Origin of the sequence: Micromonospora sp. KLBMP9576, assembly GCF_050941805.1 — a bacterium.
Taxonomy (GTDB): Bacteria; Actinomycetota; Actinomycetes; order Mycobacteriales; family Micromonosporaceae; genus Micromonospora.
In genome coordinates this window covers 3,952,605-3,977,491 of record NZ_CP194567.1, presented here as the reverse complement: position 1 = coordinate 3,977,491, position 24,887 = coordinate 3,952,605, and the positions used below count along the sequence as shown (strand labels likewise).

The 24,887-nt window shown below is 73.9% G+C and carries 24 protein-coding genes; 17 read left to right on the top strand and 7 right to left on the bottom strand.

The genetic code is table 11. The features are described 5' to 3' along the window. Window position 1: 1 nt before the first annotated feature. Window positions 2–955, bottom strand: a complete 954-nt coding sequence (locus ACQ452_RS17490; RefSeq protein WP_433385841.1) for a flavin reductase — start codon at window positions 953–955, stop codon at window positions 2–4. A 226-nt stretch (window positions 956–1,181) separates the two neighbouring features. On the opposite strand from ACQ452_RS17490, the gene ACQ452_RS17485 reads away from it, so the two are divergent. Next, a complete protein-coding gene (locus ACQ452_RS17485) occupies window positions 1,182–2,003 on the top strand; it encodes an IclR family transcriptional regulator (RefSeq protein ID WP_433385838.1) in 822 nt (273 codons plus the stop codon). Between the two features lie 14 nt (window positions 2,004–2,017). On the opposite strand, the gene ACQ452_RS17480 is transcribed toward ACQ452_RS17485, so the two are convergent. After that, window positions 2,018–2,725: a hypothetical protein gene (locus tag ACQ452_RS17480; RefSeq protein WP_433385835.1), complete on the bottom strand. Its 708-nt coding sequence runs from the start codon at window positions 2,723–2,725 to the stop codon at window positions 2,018–2,020. Between the two features lie 102 nt (window positions 2,726–2,827). Between ACQ452_RS17480 and ACQ452_RS17475 the strand changes: the two genes are divergently transcribed. Then, window positions 2,828–3,670 carry an HpcH/HpaI aldolase/citrate lyase family protein gene (locus ACQ452_RS17475; protein WP_433385832.1) on the top strand — a complete coding sequence of 281 codons (843 nt, stop codon included), beginning with the start codon at window positions 2,828–2,830 and terminating at the stop codon, window positions 3,668–3,670. 80 nt (window positions 3,671–3,750) lie between these two features. On the opposite strand, the gene ACQ452_RS17470 is transcribed toward ACQ452_RS17475, so the two are convergent. Genes ACQ452_RS17470 through ACQ452_RS17460 form a run of 3 tightly spaced genes read right to left on the bottom strand, consistent with a single transcriptional unit; the run spans window position 3,751 to window position 7,229 of the window. Then, complete coding sequence (locus ACQ452_RS17470; RefSeq protein ID WP_433385829.1) at window positions 3,751–5,184, bottom strand: MmgE/PrpD family protein; 1,434 nt, start codon at window positions 5,182–5,184, stop codon at window positions 3,751–3,753. Then, complete coding sequence (locus ACQ452_RS17465; protein ID WP_433385826.1) at window positions 5,181–6,023, bottom strand: cyclase family protein; 843 nt, start codon at window positions 6,021–6,023, stop codon at window positions 5,181–5,183. Before ACQ452_RS17465 ends, ACQ452_RS17470 begins: the two co-directional genes overlap by 4 nt. Next, complete coding sequence (locus ACQ452_RS17460) at window positions 6,024–7,229, bottom strand: CaiB/BaiF CoA transferase family protein (protein WP_433385823.1); 1,206 nt, start codon at window positions 7,227–7,229, stop codon at window positions 6,024–6,026. It abuts the gene before it with no gap. Window positions 7,230–7,341: 112 nt separating this feature from the next. On the opposite strand from ACQ452_RS17460, the gene ACQ452_RS17455 reads away from it, so the two are divergent. Beyond that, window positions 7,342–8,763: a dihydroorotase gene (locus ACQ452_RS17455; RefSeq protein WP_433385820.1), complete on the top strand. Its 1,422-nt coding sequence runs from the start codon at window positions 7,342–7,344 to the stop codon at window positions 8,761–8,763. A gap of 213 nt (window positions 8,764–8,976) precedes the next feature. On the opposite strand, the gene ACQ452_RS17450 is transcribed toward ACQ452_RS17455, so the two are convergent. Further along, window positions 8,977–9,843 (bottom strand): DUF4437 domain-containing protein, encoded by an 867-nt coding sequence (locus ACQ452_RS17450; protein WP_433385817.1) that lies wholly within the window; start codon window positions 9,841–9,843, stop codon window positions 8,977–8,979. A 353-nt stretch (window positions 9,844–10,196) separates the two neighbouring features. Here ACQ452_RS17450 and ACQ452_RS17445 point away from each other — a divergent pair, with 353 nt between their 5' ends. After that, entirely contained in the window at window positions 10,197–10,835 is a 639-nt protein-coding gene (locus ACQ452_RS17445) for an isochorismatase family protein (RefSeq protein ID WP_433385814.1), read from the top strand. Window positions 10,836–10,870: 35 nt separating this feature from the next. After that, window positions 10,871–11,668, top strand: a complete 798-nt coding sequence (locus ACQ452_RS17440; RefSeq protein WP_433385811.1) for an SDR family oxidoreductase — start codon at window positions 10,871–10,873, stop codon at window positions 11,666–11,668. Between the two features lie 17 nt (window positions 11,669–11,685). Here the strand turns inward: ACQ452_RS17440 and ACQ452_RS17435 are convergent, their stop codons facing one another. Continuing rightward, window positions 11,686–12,870 carry an MFS transporter gene (locus tag ACQ452_RS17435; protein ID WP_433385808.1) on the bottom strand — a complete coding sequence of 395 codons (1,185 nt, stop codon included), beginning with the start codon at window positions 12,868–12,870 and terminating at the stop codon, window positions 11,686–11,688. Between the two features lie 255 nt (window positions 12,871–13,125). On the opposite strand from ACQ452_RS17435, the gene ACQ452_RS17430 reads away from it, so the two are divergent. The 12 genes from ACQ452_RS17430 to ACQ452_RS17375 all read left to right on the top strand — a co-directional run bounded on the left by ACQ452_RS17430 (window position 13,126) and on the right by ACQ452_RS17375 (window position 24,859). Further along, on the top strand, window positions 13,126–14,673 hold the full coding sequence (locus ACQ452_RS17430) for a class I adenylate-forming enzyme family protein (protein WP_433385805.1): 1,548 nt from the start codon (window positions 13,126–13,128) through the stop codon (window positions 14,671–14,673). Between the two features lie 135 nt (window positions 14,674–14,808). Next, window positions 14,809–15,597: a FadR/GntR family transcriptional regulator gene (locus tag ACQ452_RS17425; protein ID WP_433385802.1), complete on the top strand. Its 789-nt coding sequence runs from the start codon at window positions 14,809–14,811 to the stop codon at window positions 15,595–15,597. 155 nt (window positions 15,598–15,752) lie between these two features. Then, the gene (locus tag ACQ452_RS17420) at window positions 15,753–16,292 is read left to right on the top strand and encodes a MaoC family dehydratase (RefSeq protein ID WP_433385799.1); all 540 of its coding nucleotides are present in this window, start codon (window positions 15,753–15,755) and stop codon (window positions 16,290–16,292) included. Continuing rightward, on the top strand, window positions 16,289–17,323 hold the full coding sequence (locus tag ACQ452_RS17415) for an LLM class flavin-dependent oxidoreductase (RefSeq protein ID WP_433385796.1): 1,035 nt from the start codon (window positions 16,289–16,291) through the stop codon (window positions 17,321–17,323). Before ACQ452_RS17420 ends, ACQ452_RS17415 begins: the two co-directional genes overlap by 4 nt. Beyond that, the gene (locus tag ACQ452_RS17410) at window positions 17,320–18,609 is read left to right on the top strand and encodes a CaiB/BaiF CoA transferase family protein (protein WP_433385793.1); all 1,290 of its coding nucleotides are present in this window, start codon (window positions 17,320–17,322) and stop codon (window positions 18,607–18,609) included. The genes ACQ452_RS17415 and ACQ452_RS17410 overlap by 4 nt, the downstream gene beginning before the upstream one ends. Beyond that, entirely contained in the window at window positions 18,606–20,003 is a 1,398-nt protein-coding gene (locus ACQ452_RS17405; protein ID WP_433385790.1) for an MmgE/PrpD family protein, read from the top strand. Before ACQ452_RS17410 ends, ACQ452_RS17405 begins: the two co-directional genes overlap by 4 nt. Then, the gene (locus ACQ452_RS17400) at window positions 20,000–21,235 is read left to right on the top strand and encodes a Rid family hydrolase (RefSeq protein ID WP_433385787.1); all 1,236 of its coding nucleotides are present in this window, start codon (window positions 20,000–20,002) and stop codon (window positions 21,233–21,235) included. The genes ACQ452_RS17405 and ACQ452_RS17400 overlap by 4 nt, the downstream gene beginning before the upstream one ends. Continuing rightward, window positions 21,232–21,732: an FAS1-like dehydratase domain-containing protein gene (locus ACQ452_RS17395; protein WP_433385784.1), complete on the top strand. Its 501-nt coding sequence runs from the start codon at window positions 21,232–21,234 to the stop codon at window positions 21,730–21,732. Before ACQ452_RS17400 ends, ACQ452_RS17395 begins: the two co-directional genes overlap by 4 nt. Beyond that, complete coding sequence (locus tag ACQ452_RS17390; protein ID WP_433385781.1) at window positions 21,729–22,172, top strand: MaoC/PaaZ C-terminal domain-containing protein; 444 nt, start codon at window positions 21,729–21,731, stop codon at window positions 22,170–22,172. The genes ACQ452_RS17395 and ACQ452_RS17390 overlap by 4 nt, the downstream gene beginning before the upstream one ends. Next, window positions 22,169–23,314 (top strand): acetyl-CoA acetyltransferase, encoded by a 1,146-nt coding sequence (locus ACQ452_RS17385; RefSeq protein ID WP_433385778.1) that lies wholly within the window; start codon window positions 22,169–22,171, stop codon window positions 23,312–23,314. Before ACQ452_RS17390 ends, ACQ452_RS17385 begins: the two co-directional genes overlap by 4 nt. Further along, window positions 23,311–23,688, top strand: coding sequence for a Zn-ribbon domain-containing OB-fold protein (locus tag ACQ452_RS17380; RefSeq protein WP_433385775.1), 378 nt, complete (start codon window positions 23,311–23,313; stop codon window positions 23,686–23,688). The genes ACQ452_RS17385 and ACQ452_RS17380 overlap by 4 nt, the downstream gene beginning before the upstream one ends. A gap of 13 nt (window positions 23,689–23,701) precedes the next feature. After that, window positions 23,702–24,859, top strand: coding sequence for an acyl-CoA dehydrogenase family protein (locus ACQ452_RS17375; protein ID WP_433385772.1), 1,158 nt, complete (start codon window positions 23,702–23,704; stop codon window positions 24,857–24,859). The last annotated feature ends 28 nt before the right edge of the window (window positions 24,860–24,887 follow it).

The following is a 24,887-nucleotide window of genomic DNA, read 5'->3' as shown; positions in this document are numbered from 1 at the left end:
GTCACTCCTCTGGTTTGTTGGCGGGGAGCCGGGGACAGGACACCCCGAGTTGCCGGGCGAGAAAGACCAGGTCGCGGGTGCGCAGGGCGCCCGCCCGGCCGCCGAGGGTGGTGTCGAAGCCGGTGACGCCGCTCTTCATCGCGACCGTGGCGTTGACCAGGCCGAGACCGCGCTGGGCCCGCAGCCGCACCCGGAGGGAGGCGCGCCGGGCGCGCACGGTGGCGTCCGCGAGTACGGCGCGCACCTGCACGGGGCTGGCATCGGCCTGCTCGACGAGGGTGACGGCGGTGTGCCCGGCGTGCAGAAGCTGGTCCAGCTCGGCGAGGGTGGCCTCCTCGCCGCCGGGCCGGAAGGCGTCGGCGATCAGCGGGCCGGGGGCGGCCCGCACCGTGAAGCCGGCGGTCGCCAGGGTGCTCGCGCGCAGGCGGGAGAGCCGGCCTCCGATCGCGATGTCGATGCGCTCCGGCAGCGGGTCGGCGAGCTGGCTCCACGCGCTGGAGTGGAACAGCAGCGGGGCGCCGACCCGGGGGGTGCTGGCGGCGAGCACCTCGCCGACGAAGATCGTGTGGTCGCCGCCGGGGTAGGCGTGCACGACCCGGCAGTCCAGCCAGGCGGTCGCGTTGGACAGGACCGGGCAGCCGGTCTCGGCGTGCGCCCAGTCCAGCCCGGCGAAGCGGTCGGTGACCTCGGGACGCATGCCGGCGAAGCGCTGGCCGATGCCGGCCTGGCCCTTGCCGAGGAAGCTGATCGCGAAGACGCCGGCCCGCTGCACCAGGGCGTGGCTGGGCAGGTGGACGCCCAGGCAGACGGAGACCAGCGGCGGGTTGAGGCTGACCGAGGAGAACGAGCTCGCGGTCATGCCGTGCGGCTGGCCGTCGATGACCGTGGTCACGACACCGACGCCACTGGGCCACTGGGCGAGCGCCGAGCGGAACGTCATGCTGTCGACCGACACTGGCAGCTCTCCGTTTCGCATTAGGAAACGCCGTTACCAGAAACGTAACGAGGGGCGCTTCGTGTGTCAACCGCCGTTCGGTCCGGGTGCCCGGCCCGCCGCGGACCGGCCCGCGGCGGGGCGGCGCGGCCGTGCGTCGACGGCGTTTCAGGACACGCCGTTTCGCTGGGTGGAATTAGACTGCTCGGGAGACCGGACGGACGAACAGCGCTGTGGAGGCCCACCCATGACCAGTCGGACATCCGAGGCGACGGTGCCCACCGTGGCGGAGGACGGCGACGGCCAGTCCCGCTCGATCGCGGCGGTCGAGCGGGCGATGGACGTGCTGCTCCACTTCGGGCGCAGCGGGCGCCCGGACCTGGGCGTCACCGAGATCGCCACCGCGCTGGGGCTGACCAAGGCCGCCGTGCACCGCATCCTCACGGCGCTGCGCAGTCGGGACCTGATCATCCTCGACCCGAGCACCCGTCGCTACGCGCTGGGTCACGCGGCCGTCACGCTCGGCCGGGCCTACCTCGCCCGCACCGACCTGCGCGCGATGGCCGGCCCGGAGCTGCGCGCGCTGGCCGCCGAGTCCGGCGAGACCGCCACGCTGTCGCTGCGCCGGGGCGACACCCGGCTGTATGTCGACCAGGTGGTGCCCGAGCACGAGCTGCGGCTGGACGTCAACATCGGCATCCCGTACCCGCTGCACGCCGGCAGCTCGTCGAAGGCGTTCCTGGCCTTCGTCGACGACGACGAGCTCGACGCCTACCTGGCGCGGCACCGGCTCGACGAGCTCACCGACCGCACCATCACCGACCCGGCGAAGCTGCGCAAGGAGCTGGCGGCCATCCGCAAGCGCGGCTACGCCACCTCGCGCGGCGAACGCCAGCCAGGCGCGACGTCGATCGCCGCACCGGTCTACGACCACGACGGGCACGTGGTGGCGGTCGTCAGCGTGGCCGGGCCGGTGGGGCGGTTCAAGCCGGAGTCGCCCCAGCTGGCGAAGTCGCTGCTGAAGGCGACCAGCCGGATCTCCGCCCAGCTCGGCTACAGCGGCGCCTGACCGGCCTGCCCGGGTCACAGCGCCGCGAGCGGCTTCAGTACGCCGAGCGCCGCGGCCGCCAGCACGCTGCCCCAGATGCCCCACACGTACGGTAGGCAGCCGTCGATCGCCTGCCGCATCGTGCGCTCCACCTCCGGCGTGGAGCCGGTCGTCATCAGCGCCCCGAAGGCCGGCCCGAACGGGCGCAGGGTGAGCCGGATGCCCAGCCCGCAGGCGATCGCGACGCTGTAGAGCAGGATCTTGCCGCCGAGCCACTTCGGGTTGGTGTCCACGCCGAACGGCGCGGCGGCGAGGAGCGTGTAGAGCGAGACCCCGGCAAGCCCGGTGATCAGCGCGATCCGGACCGTCCAGTCCGCGCGGCGCACCCACGGGCGGCGGCCCGGGTGGTGGTGGTCGGAGATCGTGGCGGCCAGCCAGGCCGCCGCGAACACCCAGAGCAGCGCGACGACCGGCCAGCCGAACGGGTTGATCCCGAACACGCGCGCGCCGTGCGGGTCCAGCGCCATCAGCGTGACGCCGCTGGGCAGGAAGAGCACCAGGCAGATCTTGGGACCCAGGTCCAGCCCGCCCATGATCTTCAGGGCGGTGGCCCGGGCCGCCGGCGTGAGATCGGGCTTGAGGACGAACCGGCTCGACCAGAAGACCCCGAGATCCCCGCCCAGCCAGAAGACGAAGAGCACGATGTGCAGCAGAATCCACCAGCCGTACGGGTGCGGTCCCATGAAGCCTCCTTGACGTCTCGACCACTAGTGGAAACACTGTATTCGTAGTCGAAACAATGCCCGGCATCGCCGGGGCACCGCCGAGCGGAAGGCCGCACGCCGTTGAGGTCGTACCTGTACGTGCCCGGGAACGCGCCCGACAAGCTGGCCAAGGCGGCGGGGCGCGGCGCGGACGCGGTGATCGTCGACCTGGAGGACGCGGTGCCGCCGGCCGGCAAGGACGGCGCCCGCTCGGCGGTCGCCACCTTCCTGCGCACCGCGCCGCCCGGGGTCGCCTGGTGGGTGCGGATCAACCCGGGCCGGGCGGGCCACGTCGACGCGGCGGCCGTCGTGGGGCCGCGGCTCGCCGGGCTCTGCGTGGCGAAGGCCGAGTCCGCCGCCGAACTGGCCGCCCTCGACGAGGTGCTCGACGCCGCCGAGTCGGCGGCCGGGCTGCCGGCGGGCACGACCGCCGTGGTGCCGCTGCTGGAGTCGGCGGCGGCGGTGGTCGCGGCCCTCGACATCGCCCGCGCCCCCCGGGTGCGGCGGCTGCAGCTCGGCGAGGCGGACCTGCGCGCCGACCTCGGTGTCACGCTCGGGCCGGACGAGCGGGAGCTGCTGTTCGTCCGCTCGCAGGTGGTGCTGGCCAGCGCCGCGGTCGGCATCGAGCCCCCGGTGGCGCCGGTCAGCACCGACTTCCGGGACCTCGACGCGCTGCGCGCGTCGACGATGGCGCTGCGGCGGCTCGGCTTCGTCGGCCGGGCCTGTATCCACCCCGCGCAGGTCCCGGTGGTGAACGGGGCGTTCACCCCCGCACCCGACGAGGTGGCCTCGGCGGCGGACCTGGTGGCCCGCTTCGACGCGGCGGTCCGCGACGGCGCGGGGGTCTGCCTCGACGCGCGGGGCCGGCTGGTGGACGAGGCGGTGGTCCGCTCCGCCCGGCGCCTGCTCGCCCTGGCGGTGTAGGCCGCCCGCGCCGGGGTCTCCCGGCGCGGGCGGCGTGGGGTGTGGCGGGCCCGGAACCGTCAGCCGGGCCGGGGCCGCCCTCAGGCAGCCGGCGCGGTCAGCGCGAGGAGCGCCGATGGCGTCACCCCCGCGCCGGTGGCGCCGAGCACGGCGTCGCGCAGCGCGGCGATGCGCTCCGGTGCAACGGCCCGCTCGGCGTTGAGCTGGAACTTCGTCGCCAGGTCCGCCGCGCTCAACGGATGCTGCGGCCCGCCGCGCGACGAGTCCACCCGGTGCTCCAGGACGGCGCCGCCGCGGGTCCATACCCGCAGCACCGCCGCGAACGCACGCGGGAACAACTCCGACGCCCGGGGATCGGCCACGCACCGGACCCGGGCCGCCAGCGCCAGCCGGTCGGCCGGCAGCTCGCCGGCGAAGTCGTCGAGCGACAGTCCCAGCCCGCCGCCGCCGAGCAGCGCCGCCGCGATCGTGTACGGCCCGGAGAACTTCGCGTGGTACGCGCTGCGCGGCCGGATCTTCTCGGCGATCGGTTCGGCGATGGTACGCAGCACCGGGGCGGCCACCCCCAGCTCGATCTCGGCGACGTCGGCCGGGTCCAGCCCGCCGGCCCGCAGCGCCAGCGCGCAGTCGACGCCGGGGTGGGTGAAGTGGTTCGACGGGTACGGTTTGTAGACCGTGCGCAGCACCTCCCAGTCGGTGCCCAGCCCGCCCAGCAGCGCGTCGGCCGTGAAGTCGCCGGTGTGCGCGGTGAAGAAGCCGAACCGCCCCTCCAGTACGGTCGGTGGCCCGGTCAGCCCGTCGGCGGCCAGTACCGCCGCGCTCACCCCGGCGTGCGCGGCCCAGCCGCAGTGGGCCTGCTTGACGGAGCCCCCGGTGCGGTTGGCCTCCAGGATGCCGGCGCCCATGCTCGCGGCGATTCCGATGGCGTGGCCGATGCCGGCGGCGTCCAGGCCGTGGAGCAGGCCGGCGGCGACGGCCGCGCCGATCGTGCCGCAGATCGAGGTGGCGTGCTGGCCCCGCTCGAAGTAGACGTTGACCCCGGTCTCGGGCAGGTAGCCGGCCATGCCGAGCCGGTTGGTGACCTCGATCCCGGCGGCCACCGCCGGGACCAGGGCCGCGCCGCCGGCCCCGACCGCCTCCGCGGCGGCGAGCGCGGCCGGCACGACGCTGGCGCTGGGGTGCAGCACCGAGGGCAGGTGCGTGTCGTCGAAGTCCAACGAGTGGGCCAGCACGCCGTTGACCAGTGCGGCGGCCGGTGCGGGCAGCCGGTCGCCGGAGCCGATGACGGTGGCCTCGCCGACGCCGCCCCAGCGCCGCACGGAGCGCAGCGCGGCCGCCGCGGCCTCGGCCCCCGGGTCGGCGTGCGCGGCCAGGGCCAGACCCAGGATGTCCAGCACCCGGCCGGGGATGTCGGCGCGCACGGCGTCGGGCACCCCGTGGTCGCGGCAGTCGACCGCGAAGCGCGCCAGCCGGGCGCTGAGCGTGGGCTCGTGCGTGCCCGCGGCCGCCGTCACGGCAGGACCGCCAGCGGGCGGACGGGGGCGCCGGTGGCCCCGACGATGGGCAGCGGGTTGAGCACGAACAGGAACTCCCGGGCCCCGGTGTCCAGCAGCGGGGCCAGGTTCATCGTCTCCACGATGTTGATCCCCGCCTCGACCAGCAGGATCCGGTGCACCGGCAGGGCGGCGTGCCCGCGGCCGGGCGGGAGGTGCTCGAAGGCGATCGTCTCGCCGCCGACCACCCTGGGGGCGCGCTCGGCGAGCCAGCGCGCGGCGGCCACCCCGGGACCGGGCACGCCGTCGGCGAGCCCGACGAAGGCCGCGCCCTCGCTCCACCGGCGCGACCAGCCGGTGCCGATCAGGACCGCGTCGCCCGGCGCGATCCCGGTGTGCCCGGCGGCCCGCTCCAGGTCGTCCGGGGTGATCTCGTAGCCCGCCGGCAGCACGGCGGTGGAGTGCACGGCGGCGACGTCGAGCAGCACGGCCCGCCCGACGTACGGGTCGAACGTCTCGATGCCCAGCTCCGCGAAGCCCTCGTGCGACTGCGCCGCCGCGGCCGGCCGGCCGCCGTGCACGAGCCCGTCCTGCGAGACGTGGGCCAGCGCGTCGACGTGGGTGCCGACGTGCCCGCCGGTGATGATGACCTCGTTGGCGGCGCTGCCGCCGTCGGCGCGTACCAGGTCGCCGTGGCGGCGCTCGATCACCATCCGGAACGGCGGGTGGTTCGGCGACTGGGGCATGCCCCGGCGCATCGGCTGGGCCAGGTCGACGACCCGGGCCCCGGCCAGCGTCGTCCACAGCGCGGTGAGGCCGGGGGCGAGCTCGGGTTGCGGTCCACCGGTGCGTGGGCCCACTCAGATCACGCCTCTCGACTGCAGGTCGGCTAGCTCGTCGGCGCTGAGGCCGAGGCGGTCGCCGTACACGGACTGGTTGTCGGCGCCGGCCGGGCGCCCGGTCCACGCGATGGCGCCGGGTGTCTCGGACATCCGGTACAGCACGTTGGGCATCCGCAGCGGGCCGAGCACCGGGTCCTGCACCGTGGTGACGGTGTCCAGGGCCTGGTACTGCGGGTCGGCGAAGACGTCGGCGATGTCGTAGATCGGGGCGACCGCCGCCTGGGCCGCCTCGAACTCGGCGACCACCTGGTCGAGGTCGCGCTCGGCGATCCAGCCCCCGACGTAGCCGTCGAGCTCGTCGGCGTGCTGCGCCCGGCTGACACCGCTGGCGAACCACTCCTCGTCGATCACCTCGGGGTGCCCGACGAGGCGTAGCACCCGTTCGGCGATCGCCTGGGCGCTGGTGGAGATCGCCACCCAGCGGCCGTCGCGGGTGCGGTAGGTGTTGCGCGGGGCGTTGTTGACCGACCGGTTGCCGCTGCGCTGCTGCACGGTGCCGAGCTGGTCGTACGCCATCGCCTGCATGCCGAGCACGGTGACCAGCGGCTCGATGATCGCCAGGTCGATGACCTGGCCGCGGCCGCCGCCGGCGGGCCGGCCTGCGTCGCGGTGGTAGAGCGCGGTCGTGACGGCCTGGGCGCAGGTGAGCGCGGCGATGCCGTCGGCGAGCCCGAACGGCGGCAGCGTCGGTGGCCCGTCCGGCTGGCCGGTGATGGCCGCGAAGCCGCTCATCGCCTCGGCGAGGGTGCCGAAGCCGGGCCGGTCACGGTACGGCCCGTGCTGGCCGAACGCGGTGACCCGGGCGACGACCAGCCCGGGGTTGTGTTCCCGCAGCGATTCCGGGGCCAGGCCCCAGCGCTCCAGCGTGCCGGGCCGGAAGTTCTCGATCAGCACGTCGGCCTGGGCGAGCAGCCGGCGGGCCAGCGCGGCGCCGTCGGGCTGGCCGAGGTCGAGGGTGACCGTCTGCTTGTTGCGGCCGAGCATGGCCCACCACAGTGGCACGCCGTCCTTGGCGGGGCCGTGGCCCCGCGCGGGATCGTTCTTGACCGGATGCTCGATCTTGATGACGTCGGCGCCGTAGTCGCCCAGGATGGTGGCGGCCAGGGGGCCGGCGAAGAGCGTGGAGGCATCCACCACGGTGATGCCGTTCAGTGCACCGGGCACGGGACCTCCGCTGGGGACCGTTCGAGGTTCGGGACGCCAATCTAACCGCCCTTTCCCGACAATGGAAACCCCGTTACATTGTCCGAAACGCTGAAGGTGAAGGGGGTGCGCGGTGGCGCGTTACGACCTGCTGGTCAAGGGCGGCACGCTGGTGTTGCCGTACGTGGGGACGGTCCGGGCCGATCTGGCCACCCGGGACGGCCGGATCGCCGCCATCGGGACCGATCTCGACCCGGCCGACGCCGCCGAGGTGCTCGACGCCGACGCCAAGCTGGTCTTCCCCGGGGCGGTGGACGCGCACTACCACCTGGGCATCTACCGGTCGCTCGCCGAGGACGCCGCCGAGGAGACCCGCTCCTCCCTGGTCGGCGGGGCGACCACTGTGCTGTCCTACTTCCGCACCGGCCAGCACTACCTCAACCGCACCGGCGCGTACGCGGAGATCTTCCCGGAGGTGCTCGCGGCCGTGGGCGGGCGCGCCTACACCGACTACGGCTTCCACCTCGCGCCGATGGACACCGCGCAGATCGGCGAGGTGCCCGCGCTGGTCGACGGGCACGGCGTGTCGTCGTTCAAGTACTACATGTTCTACAAGGGCTTCAACCTCAGCGCGGACTCCCGCGACGCCAAGTCCTTCACGATGAGCGACGAATACGATCTCGGGCACCTCTACCAGATCATGGAGGCGGTCGCGGCGGCCAACCGCACGGACCGGCGCGTCTCGCTGTCGCTGCACTGCGAGCAGGCCGAGCTGATGCGGCTGTTCATCGACCGGGTCCGGGCGGCCGGCGACCCGCAGACCCTCAAGGCGTACTCGGACGCCCGCCCGCCGCTCACCGAACGGGTCGCGATCGGCGAGGCCACCACCCTGGCCGGCGCCACCGGCTGCCCGGTCAACCTGCTGCACCTCTCCTCGGCCGACGCGCTCGACGCGGCCCGGGCGGCCCGCGCCGCGCTGCCCGGCGCCGACATCCGGGCCGAGGTCACCCTGCACCACCTCTGCCTGTCCTACGACGCGCTGACCGGGCTGGGCGGCAAGGTGAACCCCCCGATCCGCACGGTGACCGACACCGAGGCGCTGTGGGCCGGCGTGCGCGACGGCTCGGTCGACTGGGTGGCCTCCGACCACGCGTGCTGCCTGGAGGAGAACAAGGGCGACGCGCTCTGGCCGGCCCTGCCGGGCTTCGGCGGCAGCGCGCTGCTCTATCCACTGCTGATCAGCGAGGGGATGCACAAGCGCGGGCTGTCACCGACCCGGATCGCGGAGCTGGCATCGGCGAACCCCGCGCGGGCCTACGGGTTGTGGGGGCGCAAGGGCAACCTCGTCGTGGGCGCGGACGCCGACCTCGCGATCGTCGACCCGGAACTGGAGCGGGAGGTGACGACCGACCTGCTGCTCTCCGGGCAGGACCACTGCCCGTTCGAGGGGCGCAAGGTCCGCGGCTGGCCGGTCGCGACGGTGGTACGCGGGCACGTGGCGTTCCGCGACGGGGCGGTCGTCGGCGAGCCGCGGGGTGCGTACGTCGCCCGGTAGCCGGAGCCGCGGGCACCTCACGGGCGGGTGATCGACCCGGCGCGACCCGGGGCCGGGGCGCGCCGGGCGTCCGTGCCGCGGGTCGGCTCGTCGTCCCGGGCCATCGGGGACATCCGCCAGCCATCGGGGACATCCGCCAGCCGGCGGGGGGTCCGCAGGGCGGGCGCGGTCGGGATGTGCCACGGCCGCCGGCCGCGGCACATCCCGTCGTCGTCACATGCCGTCGCCGGACCACGGGCCGCGCGAACGGGACCGCACCGGCAGGCTGGAGATGACCGGCGCCTCGTCGTGCTCGTGGTAGTTGGTCGCCGTGCCGCCCCACTTGACCCACTCGTCGGTGGTGTACCAGTTGACCAGCTCGCCGTCGGAACGGATGATCCAGTCGATGTCGGTCTCGGCGACGAAGTGGCCGTGCTTCACCCCGGCCGGCCGAAAGCAGTAGGTGCCCTCGTCGATGTCGCCGAAGTTGTACGCCATCTTCCCGCCGAGCGTGTAGAACTCCTCGTAGCAGGGGTGGTGGGCCAGCCGGTGGTCGCTCCAGCCCTTGTGGGCGCGGATCAGCCGGGTGTAGAAGTTGGTCACCGGGTCGCGGTGCAGCAGCTTGATGTAGAGCGGGGTGATCGGCCCGATCGTCGGCGCGGCGGTCCACTCCATGGCGTTGGAGTCCACCACCGACACCTCGCCGACGGCGGTGTCCCACCGCGCCGACACCGGGTCCCACTGCGCCTTCTCGACGTCGAAACCGCAGTCGCCGTACTCGCGCCAGTGCAGCACCGACGAGCCCTCGCGGATCTTGATCCAGTCCATCGGCACGCCCCGCGGCACCTGTAGGTAGCCGCCGGGGCCGATCTCCTGACCGCCGTAGGTCAGCGAGCCGGACTGTACGAAGAACTCGGTGTCGGCGTGCGGCACGCCCGGGCCGCGCCCCCAGTCGCTGTCGAACCGCAGTGACAGCGAGGACGACCCGTCCTCCTCGTCGGTCGAGAGCCGGCGTTCGCGGACCCCGCCCTCGCCGTGCGGCAGCTCGCCGACGTGCCAGATGTAGTCGTTCTCGTGAATCAGTTCGACGTGCGCTCGCACCGCTGCTCCTCAGTTCGCGTTACAGGGTCTTCCCGGCGGCGTCGCGCCCGGTGCGCCCCCGGTCACCGGGCACCGGGGCGCCCGGTGACCGGCGATGGTGACTTCGGTGCCGCCCGGGACCAGCATGGCTGCAATGGAAACACTGTTTCCACGGGCGCGGCAAGCCCGTCGCCCGCATTGTTCCCCCTAGCGAAACGCCGTATCCGAGGCATACGATGCGTCGGACGACTGCGCCGAGCTGTCCGTCCCGGCGCCGTCAGCCGGGCCGGGTCGGCACGACGACGAGGTGCACCGGCCTGCCCGGGTCCGACGTCGAGCGGCGCGCCGCCCCGCGCGCGGAGGGATGGTCTGAGATGTCCGACGGCACGGCGCTCGGCGCCGACTACACCGGTGCCGGGTTCGCCCGCCGGCTCGGCTGGGGCACCCGGCCGGCGCTCGTGCTGGTCGACCCGGTCGCCGCGTACGCCGTACCCTCGTCGCCGCTGTTCCTGCAGACCGCGCAGGCCGCGCTCGCCGCGATGGCCGCGCTGGTGGCGGCGGCCCGCGCGGCCCGGGTCCCGGTGGCCTTCACGGCGGTGCGCTACGCCGACGAGTCCTGCGCCGAGGCGCCCCTGTTCGCCGCGAAGGTGCCGGCGCTGGCCGCGTTCGCCGCCGGCAACCCGCTCGGTGACTTCCCGGCCCAGGTGACGCCCGCCCGGGGCGAGCACATCGTGTACAAGCACTACGCCAGTGCCTTCGCCGGCACCGCGCTGGCCGCCTGGCTCACCGCGGCCGGCATCGACACGGTGGTGCTCGGCGGCTTCTCCACCAGCGGCTGCGTCCGCGCGTCGGCTGTCGACGCCCTGCAGCACGGGTTCCGCCCGATGGTGGTGCGTGAGGCGTGCGCCGACCGGCATCCCGGCCCGCACGAGGCCAACCTGTTCGACCTCGACGCCAAGTACGCCGACGTGGTGCCGCTGGCCCAGGCGGCGGCCCGGCTGGCCGGCGACTGACCGGACCCGCTCATCCGACCTGGACAGGAGCCGTCATGCGTAAGGCAGTCATCACCGGCAGCACCAGGGGGATCGGCTTCGCGCTCGCCCGCGAGCTGCTCGCGCGGGGCCACCGCGTCGTCGTCTCGGGGCGCTCGCGCACCGCGGTGGACGACGCCGTCGCCCGGTTGCGCGGGCGGGCCGAAGCGGCGCCCGCCGTGCACGGGTTCGCCGCGGACGTCACCGACGCCGCGCAGGTCGAGCGGCTCTTCGGCGCCGCGACCGACGCGCTGGGCGGCGTCGACCTGTGGATCAACAACGCCGGCGTCGCCAACACCACCCGGCCGATCGTCGAGACCACGCCGCAGGACGTCCGCACGATGGTCACCACGAACATGCTCGGCACCGTGTACGGCTCGCAGGTCGCCGTCCGCGGCATGCTCGCCGCCGGCGGCGGCCAGGTCTTCAACGTGCTCGGCGGCGGCAGCGACGGCCGGATCCGCCCCGGCATGGGGGTCTACTCGGCCACGAAGCGCGGTCTGGACTCCTTCACCCGGGCGCTGGCCCGGGAGGTCGCCGGCACCGGCGTGCGGATCGGCCAGATCCGCCCCGGCATCCTCATTACCGAGGGGTGGCTGCGCGAGGCCGCCACCGCGCCGGAGCAGGTGGCGCGGCAGCGCAGGCAGCTCAACATCCTGTGCGACCACGTCGACGAGGTCGCGCCCTACCTGGTCGAACGGATGCTGGCGAGCACCCGCAACGGCGACGCGATCGCGTGGCTCACCACCGCACGGATGACCCGCAAGTTCCTCACCCCCGGCAGGCGGGACGTGCTCGCCCGCTACGGCCTCTGACCGGGCCGGGCCCACGCTCACCGACGATGCAGCCCGAACCGCGTCACCAGCAGCGCGTACACCGCGCACAGCGCGATGATCCCGCTCGCGCCGGTGAGCACCAGGGTCAGCGACGTGTCGCCCAGCGCCAGCCCGGTCGCCACGGAGGCGCCGCCGAGCGCTACGAACGCGCAGACCATCCAGGCGGCGTAGGTCTCGGCCCGGCGGTGCGCGGGAGCGTACTCGCCGATCAACCGGTTCGCGCCGAGCAGCGTGAGCCCGCCACCGAACCCGATCAGCGCGGTGCCGGCGAACGTCGCCGGGGCGCTGGCCACGTGCAGGGCGAGCGCCGTGGTGGCCGTGCCGGCCGCGGTGCCCAGCACGCCGAGGCAGGCCGACCGGGCCGCCGGCAGCCGGTGCAGGGCGAGCTGCGCGAGCAGCGTCGAGCCGAGCAGGAGGCTCAGCAGGCCACCGGTGCCGCCGGTCGAGGCGCGGCCGGCGCCCTCGGCGAGGATGCGCGAGCCGAACGTGCCGAACAGCGCCATGCAGCCGTTGAACATCATCAGCGACAGCGCGGCGACGCTGAACGGGAGCCAGATCCCGCGCGGGACCCGGACCGCCCGGACCATCCGGGCCCCACCGGTGACCCGCCGGTCGCCGGGTGCCGGCAGGACGAGCGCCAGCGGGGCGAGCGCGAGGGCGGCGAGGACGGCGTACGGCACCACGAGCGGGCGGTCGGTGCCCTCGGCGAGCACGCCGGACAGCAGCGGGCCGAGTCCCATCCCGACGGTGGTGCAGACCGCGTGGGCCAGGCTGCCGGCCCGCGGGCCGCGCGGATGGAACTCCAGCAGCGCGGCGGCGCTCGTGCTGGCGATCAACCCGGTCGCCATGCCCTGCACGATCCGCCCGGCCACCAGCGCCGGCAGCGACCAGGCGGCGGCGGTCACCACGAACGCGGTCAACACGAGCGCGGCGCCGAGCAGCAGCATCCACTTGCGGCCGATCAGGTCGGACAGGCCGCCGAGGAGGGTCATCACGATGAGCACGCCGACGGGATAGCCGGCGAAGGCGACGCTCACGTGCGCCGGTTCGAGGTCCCAGGCCGCGCTGTAGAGGGGGAAGAGCGGCGTCGCGGCGAAGCTGCCGAAGAGCGCGACGAGCTGGAGCGCGCCGGCGCCGGCCGCCATGAGCGGCGAGGACTGTCGCCCGCCGTCGTCACGCACGCGTCGTCCCGCTCGCGTGCCCGGGCCGGCGGGGTGCGCCGCCCGGTGTCCAACCGCCCGGTGTCAACACATCGGCACCGCCTTCCGGCGAAAAGTCTGAGGAAAGGGTGGCCGACCTGTCAAGGTCGGCGCGATGCCCGCGTATGCGTGCCGTCTGGCACCCAATGCGCGAACAAAGAGCCGATCGGGTGCTGACTGTGGTGCCCGCCTTGACTAACGTCAGACATATTGGGCCACGAGGAAGGACGGCACCGGGTGAAGGGTGTTCAGCTCAACATGGCCGCCGGGATCCGCGAGTTCGGTCGGGCCACCCCCGACCGGGTCGCGGTCGTCGACGGCGGGAATGCCGTGACGTTCGGCGCGCTCGACGAGCGCTCCAACCGGCTCGCGTCCGCGACGCTCGCGCGCGGCATCGCCCCCGGTGAGCGGATCGCGGTGCTGAGCAACAACCGCCACGAGTACTTCGAGATAGCGGCGGCGATGGCCAAGGCCGGCATCCCGACCGTGCCGCTGAACACGAAGAACAACAGCTCGGACAACGCCTACATCCTCGCCCACTCGCGGGTGCGGGGGATCATCCTGGCCGACGAACTCGCCGGCAACGTCGACGGGCTGCTCGACGACCTGCCGCTCGTGCTCAGCTTCGCCGGCGGGGTCGGCGAGCGGTACGAGACGTTCCTGCAGCGGGGCCGGGCCGTCGATCCGCAGGTTCCCGTCGACGAGCTGGACCCCTTCTGCGTCACGTACACCTCCGGCACGACCGGGCGGCCCAAGGGTGTCCTGCTGACCCATCGGGGACGGGTCCTCACCGCGTTCGGGGTCGGGCTGGACTACGGGCTCGGCCCCAACCGCAGCACCATCGCCGTCGCGCCGATGTACCACGGCGCGGGGTTCGCGTTCGCCTACGCCGCCCCGATGCTCGGCGGCTCGTGCACGGTGCTGCCGACCTGGGATCCGGAGCGGCTGCTGGACATGATGGTGGCCAGCCGCGCCTCCACGGTGTTCCTGGTGCCCACGCACGCCCAGCACATCCGCCGGTTCTGTGCGGAGCCCGCCGCCCGGTACGACCTGTCGGCGCTGCGGACGCTCTACTTCAACGCCGCCGCGTTGCCGGTCGCGCTGAAGGAGTGGGTGATCGCCGCGTTCCCCGGCGTCGAGGTGCACGAGCTGTACGGCTCGACCGAGTGCTCCATCGTCACCAACCTGCGCCCGGAGTTCGCCCTGCGCCGGGCCGGCAGCGTCGGGCATCCCTGGTTCTTCAACGAGGTGCGGCTCACCGACGACGACGGCAACGAGGTCTCCCCGGGTGAGCCCGGCGAGCTGTTCGCCCGCTCGCCGCTGCTGATGGCCGGCTACCTCGACGACGAGGAGGCCACCCGGGCCGGGTACGACGCGGACGGGTTCTTCTCCGTCGGGGACGTGGCGGTGCGCGACGAGGAGGGCTTCATCACCATCGTCGACCGGAAGAAGGACATGATCATCGCGGGCGGGATCAACATCTTCCCGCGCGAGATCGAGGAGGTCATCGCCCGCCACGCGCCGGTCGACGACGTCGCCGTGCTCGGCGTACCCGACGAGACGTACGGCGAGCGCGTCGCCGCGTTCGTGGTCGGCCGCCCGGGGACGCGGATCGACGTCGGGGCCCTGGAGGGCCACGTCCGGCAGCACGTGGCGCGCTACAAGGTGCCCCGCGAGTGGCACGTCGTCGACGCGTTGCCGCGCAACCCGAGCGGCAAGATCCTCAAGCGGGTGATCCGCGACGAGTACCTCGCGGGGGGCGACGTGGCGCGCGGGCGAGGGTGATGCGCCGGCACCCCGGTGGGCATGCCCTACCGTTGTTGGGTTCGTGACGAACCCCCGCGGGTCGACGTGGCCGCAGGATCGGGCTTGTTCCGGCCGGGTGCGCGGGCCGGCAAAGCGTGAGGAGCCGAGGTCAGCATGGCGAAGGACGTGAGCACCGGTCGCGCGCGGCGGCCCGTGGGCACCGGCGCGGGCCGCCCCGGCGCCGCCGGGCCGCTGGCGGTCACCCGCGTGCTGCCCGCGTACCAGCAGGTCGCCGACCAGCTTCGCGACCGGATCCTCGACGGCTCGCTGGCCTCCGGCGACCGGCTGCCCACCGAGGTCGAGCTCGCCGAGATCTTCGGGGTCAGCCGCAGCACGGTCCGGGAGGCGCTGCGCGTGCTCGCCTCGAAGGACCTGATCCGCACGACGCGGGGGATCACCGGCGGCACGTTCGTCGCGCGGGTGCGCTTCGACCAGGTCAGCGAGTATCTCGAGATGAGCCTCGGGCTCATGTCGGGCGCCCGCGACATCGCGCTCGACGACCTGCTCGAGGCGCGCGAGTGCATCGAGGTCCCGGCGGCGGCGCTGGCCGCGCTCCGGCGCGAGGACCAGCACGTCGAGCTGATGCGCCAGGCGGTCGAGCGGGAGAAGCTCACCCGGGCCCGGGGGACGAAGTTCCGCGAGCACCGCAACTTCCACGGCGTCCTGGTCGACGCGACCGGCAACCAGTTGCTCGGGGTGATGTCCGAGCCGCTGTTCCGGGTGTTGCAGGCCCGCACCGAGCAGCACGACATGCCCGCCGACTACTGGTCGCAGATCGACGCCGAGCACACCAGGATCTGTTCGTACGTCGAGTCCGGTGACGTCGAGGGGGCCCGCACGGCGATGCGCGAGCACCTCGCCACCGTGCGCCGCGCGTACGAGGGGACCGACCCTCTGTCATAAAAGGTCAGGGTTTTTCGGTCGAGACACCGGCGGATCATCGTCGTGTCGCCTAACTCCCTGGTGGCGGGCGTCGTGCATCGATGCGGATCCTTGACAGCTAAATGTCTGACAAATAGGCTCGGGGCCGGTGTTCGGTATCGGGAGGAGATCCGCCGGTGGGACTCAGGCAGGGCTGGACCGGGCGGTTCTTCGAGGACTTCGAGGTCGGAGACATCTACCAGCATCCGCTGGGGCGCACCGTCACCGAGACCGACAACACCTGGTTCACGCTGCTGACGATGAACACCAACGAGATGCACTTCAACGCCGAGTACGCCGCCCGGTCGGAGTTCGGCAGGCCGCTCGTGGTGTCGACCCTCACGGTGGCCATCGCGGTCGGGCAGAGCGTCACCGACCTCACCCAGAACGCGTTCGCGAACCTCGGCTGGGACGAGATCCGGATGACCCACCCGGTGTTCGCCGGCGACACGCTGCACAGCGAGTCGCTCGTGCTGGCCAAGCGCGAGTCCGCGTCCCGCCCGCACGCCGGCATCGTCACGGTGCGCACCCGCACGCTCAACCAGCACGGCGACGAGGTCTGCTCCTTCAAGCGCACGTTCTACGTCTACCGCCGGGGTGCCGAGCAGGTCGAGAACAACTTCCCCGTCGGGAAGTCCCCGCTGGCCCCCGAGCGCGACGGCAGGGAGACGGCATGAGGCTCACGTACCAGCCGTGGGGTGCGACGCTCGCGGAGCTGGCCGACGCCGGGCGCCGGGCGGAACACGCGGGCGCCGAGGTGCTGTGGGTCTCGGAGCTGCACCGCAGTGCGACCGGCACCGCCGCGGCCCTGGCCGGGGCGACGTCGACCGCCCGGATCGGCACCTCGATCGTGCTGGCGTTCACCCGCAGCCCGATGATCACCGCCCTGGAGGCGCTCGACCTGGACGAGCTGTCCGGCGGCCGGTTCGTGCTCGGCATCGGCTCCGGGGTGCGCCGGCTCAACGAGGACTGGCACAACGTGCCGTTCGGCCGGCCGGTCGGTCGCCTGCGCGAGACGGTGCGCAACATCCGGCTGTTCTGGGACGCCTGCGCCACCGGCGCCGAGATCCGTGCCGACGGCGAGTTCGCGCCGATGCTCGTCCGCGGCTACCAGCGGCCCTACCCGGTGCCGCAGCGACCGATCCCGGTCTACCTCGCCGCGATGGGCCCCCTGATGACCCGGCTGGCCGGCGAGATCGGCGACGGCTGGATCAGCCACGAGCTGTGCTCACCGGGCTACCTGCGGGAGCAGATCCTGCCCGACCTCACGCTCGGCCTGGACCGCGCCGACGGCAGGGCACGCCACGACCTCGACGTGGTCGTCTCCGCGTGCTGCGCGGTCGCCGCCGACCCCGCGCTCGCCCGCCGCCGCGCCGCCGGGCTGGTCGGCTTCTACGCCACGGTCCGCACGTACGCCGACTTCTTCGCCTTCCACGGCCTCGCCGACGACCAACAGGCCGTCATCGACGCCTTCCGCGCCGGTGCCGGCGCGGGCCAGCTCGCCGACAGCGTCAGCGACCGGATGGTCGACGCGCTCACCATGGCCGGCACCCGCGACGACGTCGCCGCCCGGATCGCGGCCTACGACGGCATCGCCGACACCGTGAAGCTGAGCCCGCCGACGCACGGGCTGCCGCCCGCCGAGATCCGCGCGGCCCAGGACGAGATCATCGCGCTGATCGGTGAGTTGACGGGGGCGTCCGCATGAGACCGCTGGAGGATCTGCGCATCATCGCGGTCGAGCAGTACGGCGCCGGGCCGTTCGGCAGCGTGCACCTGGCCGACCTCGGGGCCCAGGTCATCAAGATCGAGGACCCGGGGGCCGGCGGCGACGTCGGCCGGTACGTGCCGCCGTACGCCGAGGACGAGGACTCGCTCTTCTTCGAGACGTTCAACCGCAACAAGCGCAGCATCTCCCTCGACCTGAACACCGCCGCCGGGCGCGGCGTCTTCGAGCGGCTCGTCGGGGTCTCCGACGTGGTCTACTCCAACCTGCGCGGGGACGTGCCGGAGAAGATGCGCATCCGGTACGACGACCTCAAGCACCTCAACCCGCGCATCGTGTGCGTGTCGCTCACCGGGTTCGGGATGACCGGCCCGCGCAAGCGGGAGCCCGGCTACGACTACGTGTTGCAGGGTCTCGCCGGATGGATGGAACTGACCGGCGAGCCGGACGGGCCGCCCACCAAGTCCGGGCTGTCGCTGGTGGACTACTCGGGCGGCTTCGTGGCCGCGATCTCGCTCCTGGCCGGGGTGCACGCCGCCCGCCGCGACGGCGTCGGCATGGACTGCGACGTCAGCCTCTACGACACGGCGGTGTCGATGCTGACCTACCCCGCGACATGGCACCTGAACGCCGGGTTCCGGCCGGTCCGCACGCACCACTCCGCGCACCCGTCGCTCGTGCCGTTCCAGGCGTTCGAGGCCAGGGACGGCTGGCTGGTCGTCGGCTGCGCGAAGGAGAAGTTCTGGGCCCGGCTGTGCCGCATCGTCGGCCACCCGGAGTGGGCCGAGGCCGGCTCGCCGTACGCGACCTTCGCCACCCGCCGCGAGCACAGCGCCGACCTGGTGCCCCGGTTGGCGGCGATCTTCCGGCAGCGGACGGTCGACGACTGGCTCGGGCAGCTCTACGCCGCCTCGATCCCGTGCGGCCCGATCAACGACGTCGGCGCGGCCCTGGCCGACGAGCACACCGGCGCCCGCAACCTCGTGGTCACCACGGACCACCCCCGCTACGGCGAGGTGCGGCAGCTCGCGTCCCCGGTGCGGGTCGGCGACGAGCCGCCCACCTACCGCCGGGCACCGCAGCGCAACGAGGACGTCGCGCTCGTCACCGGTGAGATCCTGGGCCTGGACGCGCAGCAGGTGGCGGCGCTGCGGGCGGCCGGCGCGTTCGGCGCCGCCGGGCCGGCACCCGGCGCGTTCGGCGCCGCCGGGCCGGCACCCGGCGCGGGTGCCGCCGACAACCCCGAGCCGACGGCCGCGTCACGATGATCGCCGAGGAACTCGCCGAGTGGGGGACCGGCCACGTCGAGGTGCCGGCCGAGGTGCGGGCCGCGGCGCTGCGGCACCTGCTCGACGGGGTCGGCACGGCACTGGGCGGGTTGCGCGCCGCCACGCCGACGGCGGGGGAGCCCGGCGGGTGGTCCCCGATCCCGGCCGTCGCCGTCGCCCGGGCGCTCGGCGGGCCGCCGGAGGCGACGATCATCGGGTCGCGGGACCGGGTCGGGGCGCCGGCCGCCGCGCTCGCCAACGGCACGCTCGTGCACGCGCTGGACTTCGACGACACCCACGCCGGCGGCCTCGTGCACGCGACAGCCGTGGTGCTGCCGGCCGCGTTCGCCGTCGGTGAGCAGGTCGGCGCGGCCGGCCGCGCCGTGCTCGAGGCCGCCGTCGTCGGCTACGAGACCGTGTGCCGGGTCGCCGCCGCCGCGCCGCACGGCTTCCACGCCCGCGGCCTGCACGCCACGATGGTGGCCGGCGTGTTCTCCTCGGCGATCGTCGCGGCCCGGCTGCTCGGCCTCGGCGCCGCACCGACCGCCGACGCGCTCGGCATCGCCGGCAGCCAGGCCGGCGGGCTCCTCGCCTTCCTGCACGGCGGGGCGTCGACGAAGCAGCTGCACCCGGGCTTCGCCGCGCACGCCGGCATCCTCGCCGCCCGGCTGGCCGCCGCCGGGGCCAGCGGCCCGGCGAACGTCTTCGACGGCCCGCACGGCGTGTACGAAGCGCTCGCCACCGGCCCGGTCGACCTCGCGTCCGTCACCGCCGGGCTCGGCACCCGCTGGGAGACCACCCGGATCGGCATCAAGCCCTACCCGGCGTGCCAGCTCTCGCACGCGGCGATCGACGCGGTCCGCGACGCGGTGCGCCGGGGCGGGGTCGGGCCCGGCGACGTCGCCGCGATCGACGTCGACGTGCACCCCGACTCGGTGCCCACGGTCTGCGACACCCGCCGGGACCTGACGCGGCCGGCGTCGCCGTACGCGGCGAAGTTCTCGCTGCCGTGGAGCGTCGCCGCCGCCGTCGTCGACGGTGACCTGGGCACTGCGACGTACGAGCCGGGCTCGCTCGGCCGGCCGGAGGTGCACCGCGTGGCCCGGCTGGTGCGCTGGCACGTCACCCCCACCGGCGGGGCCGCGGCCGACGCGCCCGGCGCCGCCCGCGTCACGCTCCTCGACGGCTCAACCGTCACCGGGGGCGTGCCGCGCAGCGGAGGCGGCCCGGACAACCCGCTGACCGACGCGCAGCTCCTCGCGAAGTTCCGCGCCAACGCCGGCGGCGACCCCACCGAGGTCGTCGACCTGCTGCGCCGCCTCGAAGAGCTGGACACCCTCGAACCGCTCATGGCGGCGCTGGCCGCCGCCGGCACAGGCAGGGACCGCCCGTGACACCACACGCCATCAGACCGCAGTCCTTCCCCTGGTTCCCGTACGACAGCTTCACGTTCTGCCTCGGCCTCGCCGAGGGCGACGCGGCCTGGACCTCCGGGCACACCTCCGCCGCCCTCGACGAGGCCGTCGGCAGGATGACGGTCACCGGGGACATGGCGGCGCAGGCACGCACCGCGTACGAGAAGGTCCTGACGATCCTGGCGGCGGCCGGGTTCGGGCCGCGGGACGTCACCCGGGTCACCGAGAACGTGACAGTCGCCGGGCTCGCCGAGTACGAGGCGGCGGCGACGCTGCGGCGGGAGGTCTTCGGCGACCACGAGCCCGTGCTGCGGACGGTCGTCGTCGAGCGGCTCGTGCGGCGTACCGCGCTGCTGGAGGTCGAGCTGCACGCCGTGCGCGGCGGCGGCGAGCTGCTGGTCGCCAGCGAGCCCCGGCGGTCCGGCACCTGGCGGGCCAGCACCGCGCGGACCGGCCACGACGGCGCGGTGTACCTGCCGACGATGCTCCCGGTCGACGCCACCGGCGCCGTGGTCCACCCCGGCGACTTCGCCGCGCAGTACGCCTACTGCCTGGACCGGGCGGGGGACCTGCTCACGGCGGCCGGGCTCTCCCTCGACTCGGTCGTCACGACCTACGACTACTCGACCCCGCGGACCCGCGACGTCTACCGCCGCACGCACCGCGTGCGCAGGGAACGCCTCGGCGGCGCCGGCGTCTACCCGGGCGCGGGCGGCATCCTGATGAGCCGGCTGCACCACCCGGACGCGCTCGTCGCGATCGACGTCACCGCCTCCCGGCACCCCCTGGAACTGGTCAACCCCGGCTGGTCGCGTTACGACACGCTCACCTACGCCCCCGGGGTCAGGGCCGGCCGGACGCTGTACATGTCCGGCTTCGCGGCGCTGGACATGCAGACGCAGCAGGCCCTGCACCCCGACGACATCGTGGCGCAGGCCGAGGCGACCTACGGCGCGATCCTGCACCTGCTGCGCCACGCCGGTCTCGGCCCGGAGCACCTGCTGGAGACGACCGAATACTGCGTCGAGTCCGCGCTGCCGGCGTACCGGGGCGTGGCCGCCGTGCGGGAACGGCTGCTGCGCCCGCCCTGGCCGGCGTCGACCGGGGCGATCTGCAAGGCCCTGCTGCGCCCCGAGTTCCTGTTCGAGGTGTTCCCGACGGCGGTGTACCCGGCAGCGGCGCCGTCCGGCGTGGGGGAGGAGCCGGCGTGAGCCTGCTGACCGACGACCTGCGCGCGCTGCTGGGCACGAGGAAGGTCTACACCGCCCCGGAACCGCTCGGCGCCGCGGCCGGCCGATACTTCGGCCTGGCCGTCGGCGACGACAATCCGCTGTACTCCGACCCGGAGTTCGCCCGCGCGCAGGGCCTGCCGGGCGTGACCGCCCCACCGACGCTGATCTGCGAGACCAACCAGTACGCGAACCTCCCGATGGACGGCGACGGTTACGCCGGGCACTCCTGGCGCCTCGACGTCCCCGGTACCCGCCAGGTCCGCGGCGGCAACAGCTACACGTTCCACCGCCGGGTACGCCCCGACGACGTCATCACCGCGACGTGGGAGATCCACGACCTGACCGAGAAGCAGACCCGCACCGGCGCGGACATGCTCGTGGTCTCCTCGCGCGCGACGTACACCAACCAGGACGGCGAACTGCTCGCCGTCAACGAGGAGACGATCATCCTGGTCGGTCTGGACGGTGCCGGATGACATCCCGGGTCACACCGAACGTCGGGGACGCGCTGCCCCCGCTGGAGCGCACCATCCGGCTCACCGACATGGTCGCCTACGCCGGCGCGACCTGGGACTGGTACCGCCTGCACTACGACCCCGAGTTCGTCGCCGCCGCGCGGGTCCCGGGGCCGGTCGTGGACGGTCAGGTCTTCGGCGCGCTCTTCGTCGAGCTGCTGCAGGACGCGCTCGGCCCGCGTTGCTTCGTGCACGAGCTGTCGTTCACGTTCCGCAACCTGATGTTCGCCGGCGAGACCGTGCGGTGCGAGGGCACCGTGGTCGAGGTCGGCGCCGACCGCGTCCGGGTGGACCTGCACGCCACGATCCTGGCCAGCGGGTACGGCCCGCAGCGGCCGGCGGCGCGCCCCGCGCACGCGACGGTCCTGCTGGGCGCCGCCGACGGGCCGGGCGCGCGGTGACCGGCGCCGCGATCGTCGGTGCGGCCGAGTGCGACCTCGGCAGCACCGGGAAGTCCACGCTCACGCTCCAGACCCAGGCCGTCACCCGGGCGCTCGCCGACGCCGGGCTGACCCTCGCCGACGTCGACGGGCTGGCCACCACGGGGGTGTCCCGCTTCTCCACCACGCAGCTCGCCGAGTATCTCGGGGTGCGACCCCGCTGGGTGGACTCGACGTTCGTCGGCGGGTCGGCCGCCGAGATGATGGTCGCCCGCGCCACGCAGGCGATCGAGGCCGGCCAGGTCTCCACCGTGGTGATCAGCTTCGCGTCTAACCAGCGCTCCGCGCGCTCGCGCAGCCTCGGCGGGACCGCCGAGGAGCACACCCCGCAGGCCCAGTTCGAGACGCCGTACGGCCCGCTGTACCCGCTGTCGTACTACGCGATGGCCGCGCAGCGGTACCTGCACCGCTACGGCGGGACGCGCGAGAAGCTGGCCGAGATCGCCGTCGCCGCCCGGCAGTGGGCGCTGCTCAACCCGGTCGCGTTCCGCCACGGCGCCGGGCCGCTGACCGTCGACGACGTGCTCGCCGCGCCGATGGTCTCCAGCCCGCTGACCGTCGCCGACTGCTGCCTGGTGACCGACGGCGGCGGGGCGGTCGTGCTCACCGCGCTGGAGCGGGCCCGCGACCTGCGGCACCCGCCGGTGCGGGTCCTCGGCTACGGCGAGCTGTCGACGAACGCGTCGATGACCGCCGTCGACGACCTGACGGTCACCGGCGCGCGCGAGTCCGGCCGGGAGGCGTTCGCCCGGGCCGGCATCACGCCGGCCGACGTGGACGTGCTCCAGGTGTACGACTCCTTCACCATCACCGCCGCGCTCAGCATCGAGGCGCTGGGCTTCTGCGGACCGGGCGAGGTGCTCGACCTCATCTCCGGCGGCCGGATCCGCCCCGGTGGCGAGTTGGCGCTGAACACCTCCGGCGGCGGCCTGTCGTACTGCCACCCCGGCCAGTTCGGGGTGCTGCTGCTGGTGGAGGCGGTCCGCCAACTACGCGGCGAGGCGGGCGCCCGGCAGGTGCCCGACGCCCGGGTGGCCGTGGCGCACGGCACCGGCGGGATCCTCTCCACGCACGCGACGGTCGTGCTGGGGGTGGGGTCATGAACGTGCCGCCGCCCGACGACGTGACGGCCGGCTGGTGGGACGCCACCCGGGAGCACCGCTACACGCTGCAGACCTGCGGGTCCTGCGGGCATGTCCAGCACCCGCCGCGAGCGCTCTGCGTCGGCTGCTCGTCCACCGCCGGCCTCGCGTTCGTCGAGGCTTCCGGCGACGGCGTCGTGGACACGTTCACCGTCGTGCACCGGGCGCCCGCGCCGGGGGTCGCCGTGCCGTACACGGTGGCTCGGATCCGCCTCGCCGAGGGGCCGATCGTGCTCTCCACGCTCGACGGCCCGGACTGGCGGATCGGCGAGCCGGTCCGCGTCGGCTGGCGCGACCTCGACGACGGCCGGGCGCTGCCGGTCTTCCACCGCTGACGGAGGCTCACAGATGGACTTCACGCTCACCGAGGAGCAGCAGGACTTCCGCGCCCTGCTGCGCACGTTCGTCGACCGCGAGATCATCCCGGTGGCGCGGGAGTGGGAGCAGGCCGGGCGCTACCCGACGGAGATCGTGCGGGGGATGGCCGAGCTGGGGCTGTTCGGCATCACCGTGCCGGAAGAATACGGCGGCCTGGACCTCGACCCGGTCTCGTTCGCGCTGGTGTTCGAGGAGCTGGCCCGGGGCTGGATGGGCATCGCCGGCATCCTCGGCAGCCACTCCCTGGCGTGCCGGATGATCGCCATGCACGGCACCGAGAAGCAGAAGCGGGCCTATCTGCCCGACCTCGCCACCGGCGCCCGGCGCACCGGCATCGGCCTGACCGAGCCGGACGCCGGCACCGACCTGCAGGGCATCCGCACCACCGCCCGCCTCGACGGCGACCACTACGTCGTCAACGGCACCAAGATGTGGATCACCAACGCGCGGTACGCCGACCCGCTGCCGGTGCTGGTCAAGACCGATCCGCACGCCATCCCCGCGCACACCGGCATGAGTGTGCTGCTCGTCGACGCGACGCTGGCGGGCTTCGCGGTCCTGCGGGACATCCCGAAGCTCGGCTACAAGGGCACCGAATCCTGCGAGGTCCTCCTCGACGACGTGCGGGTGCCGAAGGACCGGTTGCTCGGCGGCGTCGAGGGCGTCGGCCTCAAGCAGACGCTGTCGGCCCTGGAGTGGGGCCGGGTCAACATCGCCGCGCGGTCGGTCGGCATCGCGCAGCGCGCCCACGACGAGGCACTGGCGTACGCCCGGCAGCGCAAGGCCTTCGGCAGGCACATCGCCGAGTTCCAGGCGGTCCAGCTCAAGCTCGCGACCATCGCGATCCAGTTGCAGGCCGCCCGTCTGATGGCGTACTGGGCGGCCGACGCGGTGCGGCGCGGTCGCGCCGACGGGCAGACCGGCATGGCCAAGGTGTTCTGCTCGGAGGTCGCCCTGGAGGCCGCGATCGACGCGATGAAGGTGCACGGCGGCTACGGCTACTCCACGGAGTTCGAGGTCGAGCGCCTCTACCGGGACTCGATCCTGATGAGCATCGGCGAGGGCACGAACGACATCCTGCGGACCGTCGTCGCGAAGGCGCTCGTGCGCGGCGAGGTGACCGTCTGACGCTTCCGTGGCCCGACCCGGCGAGGAG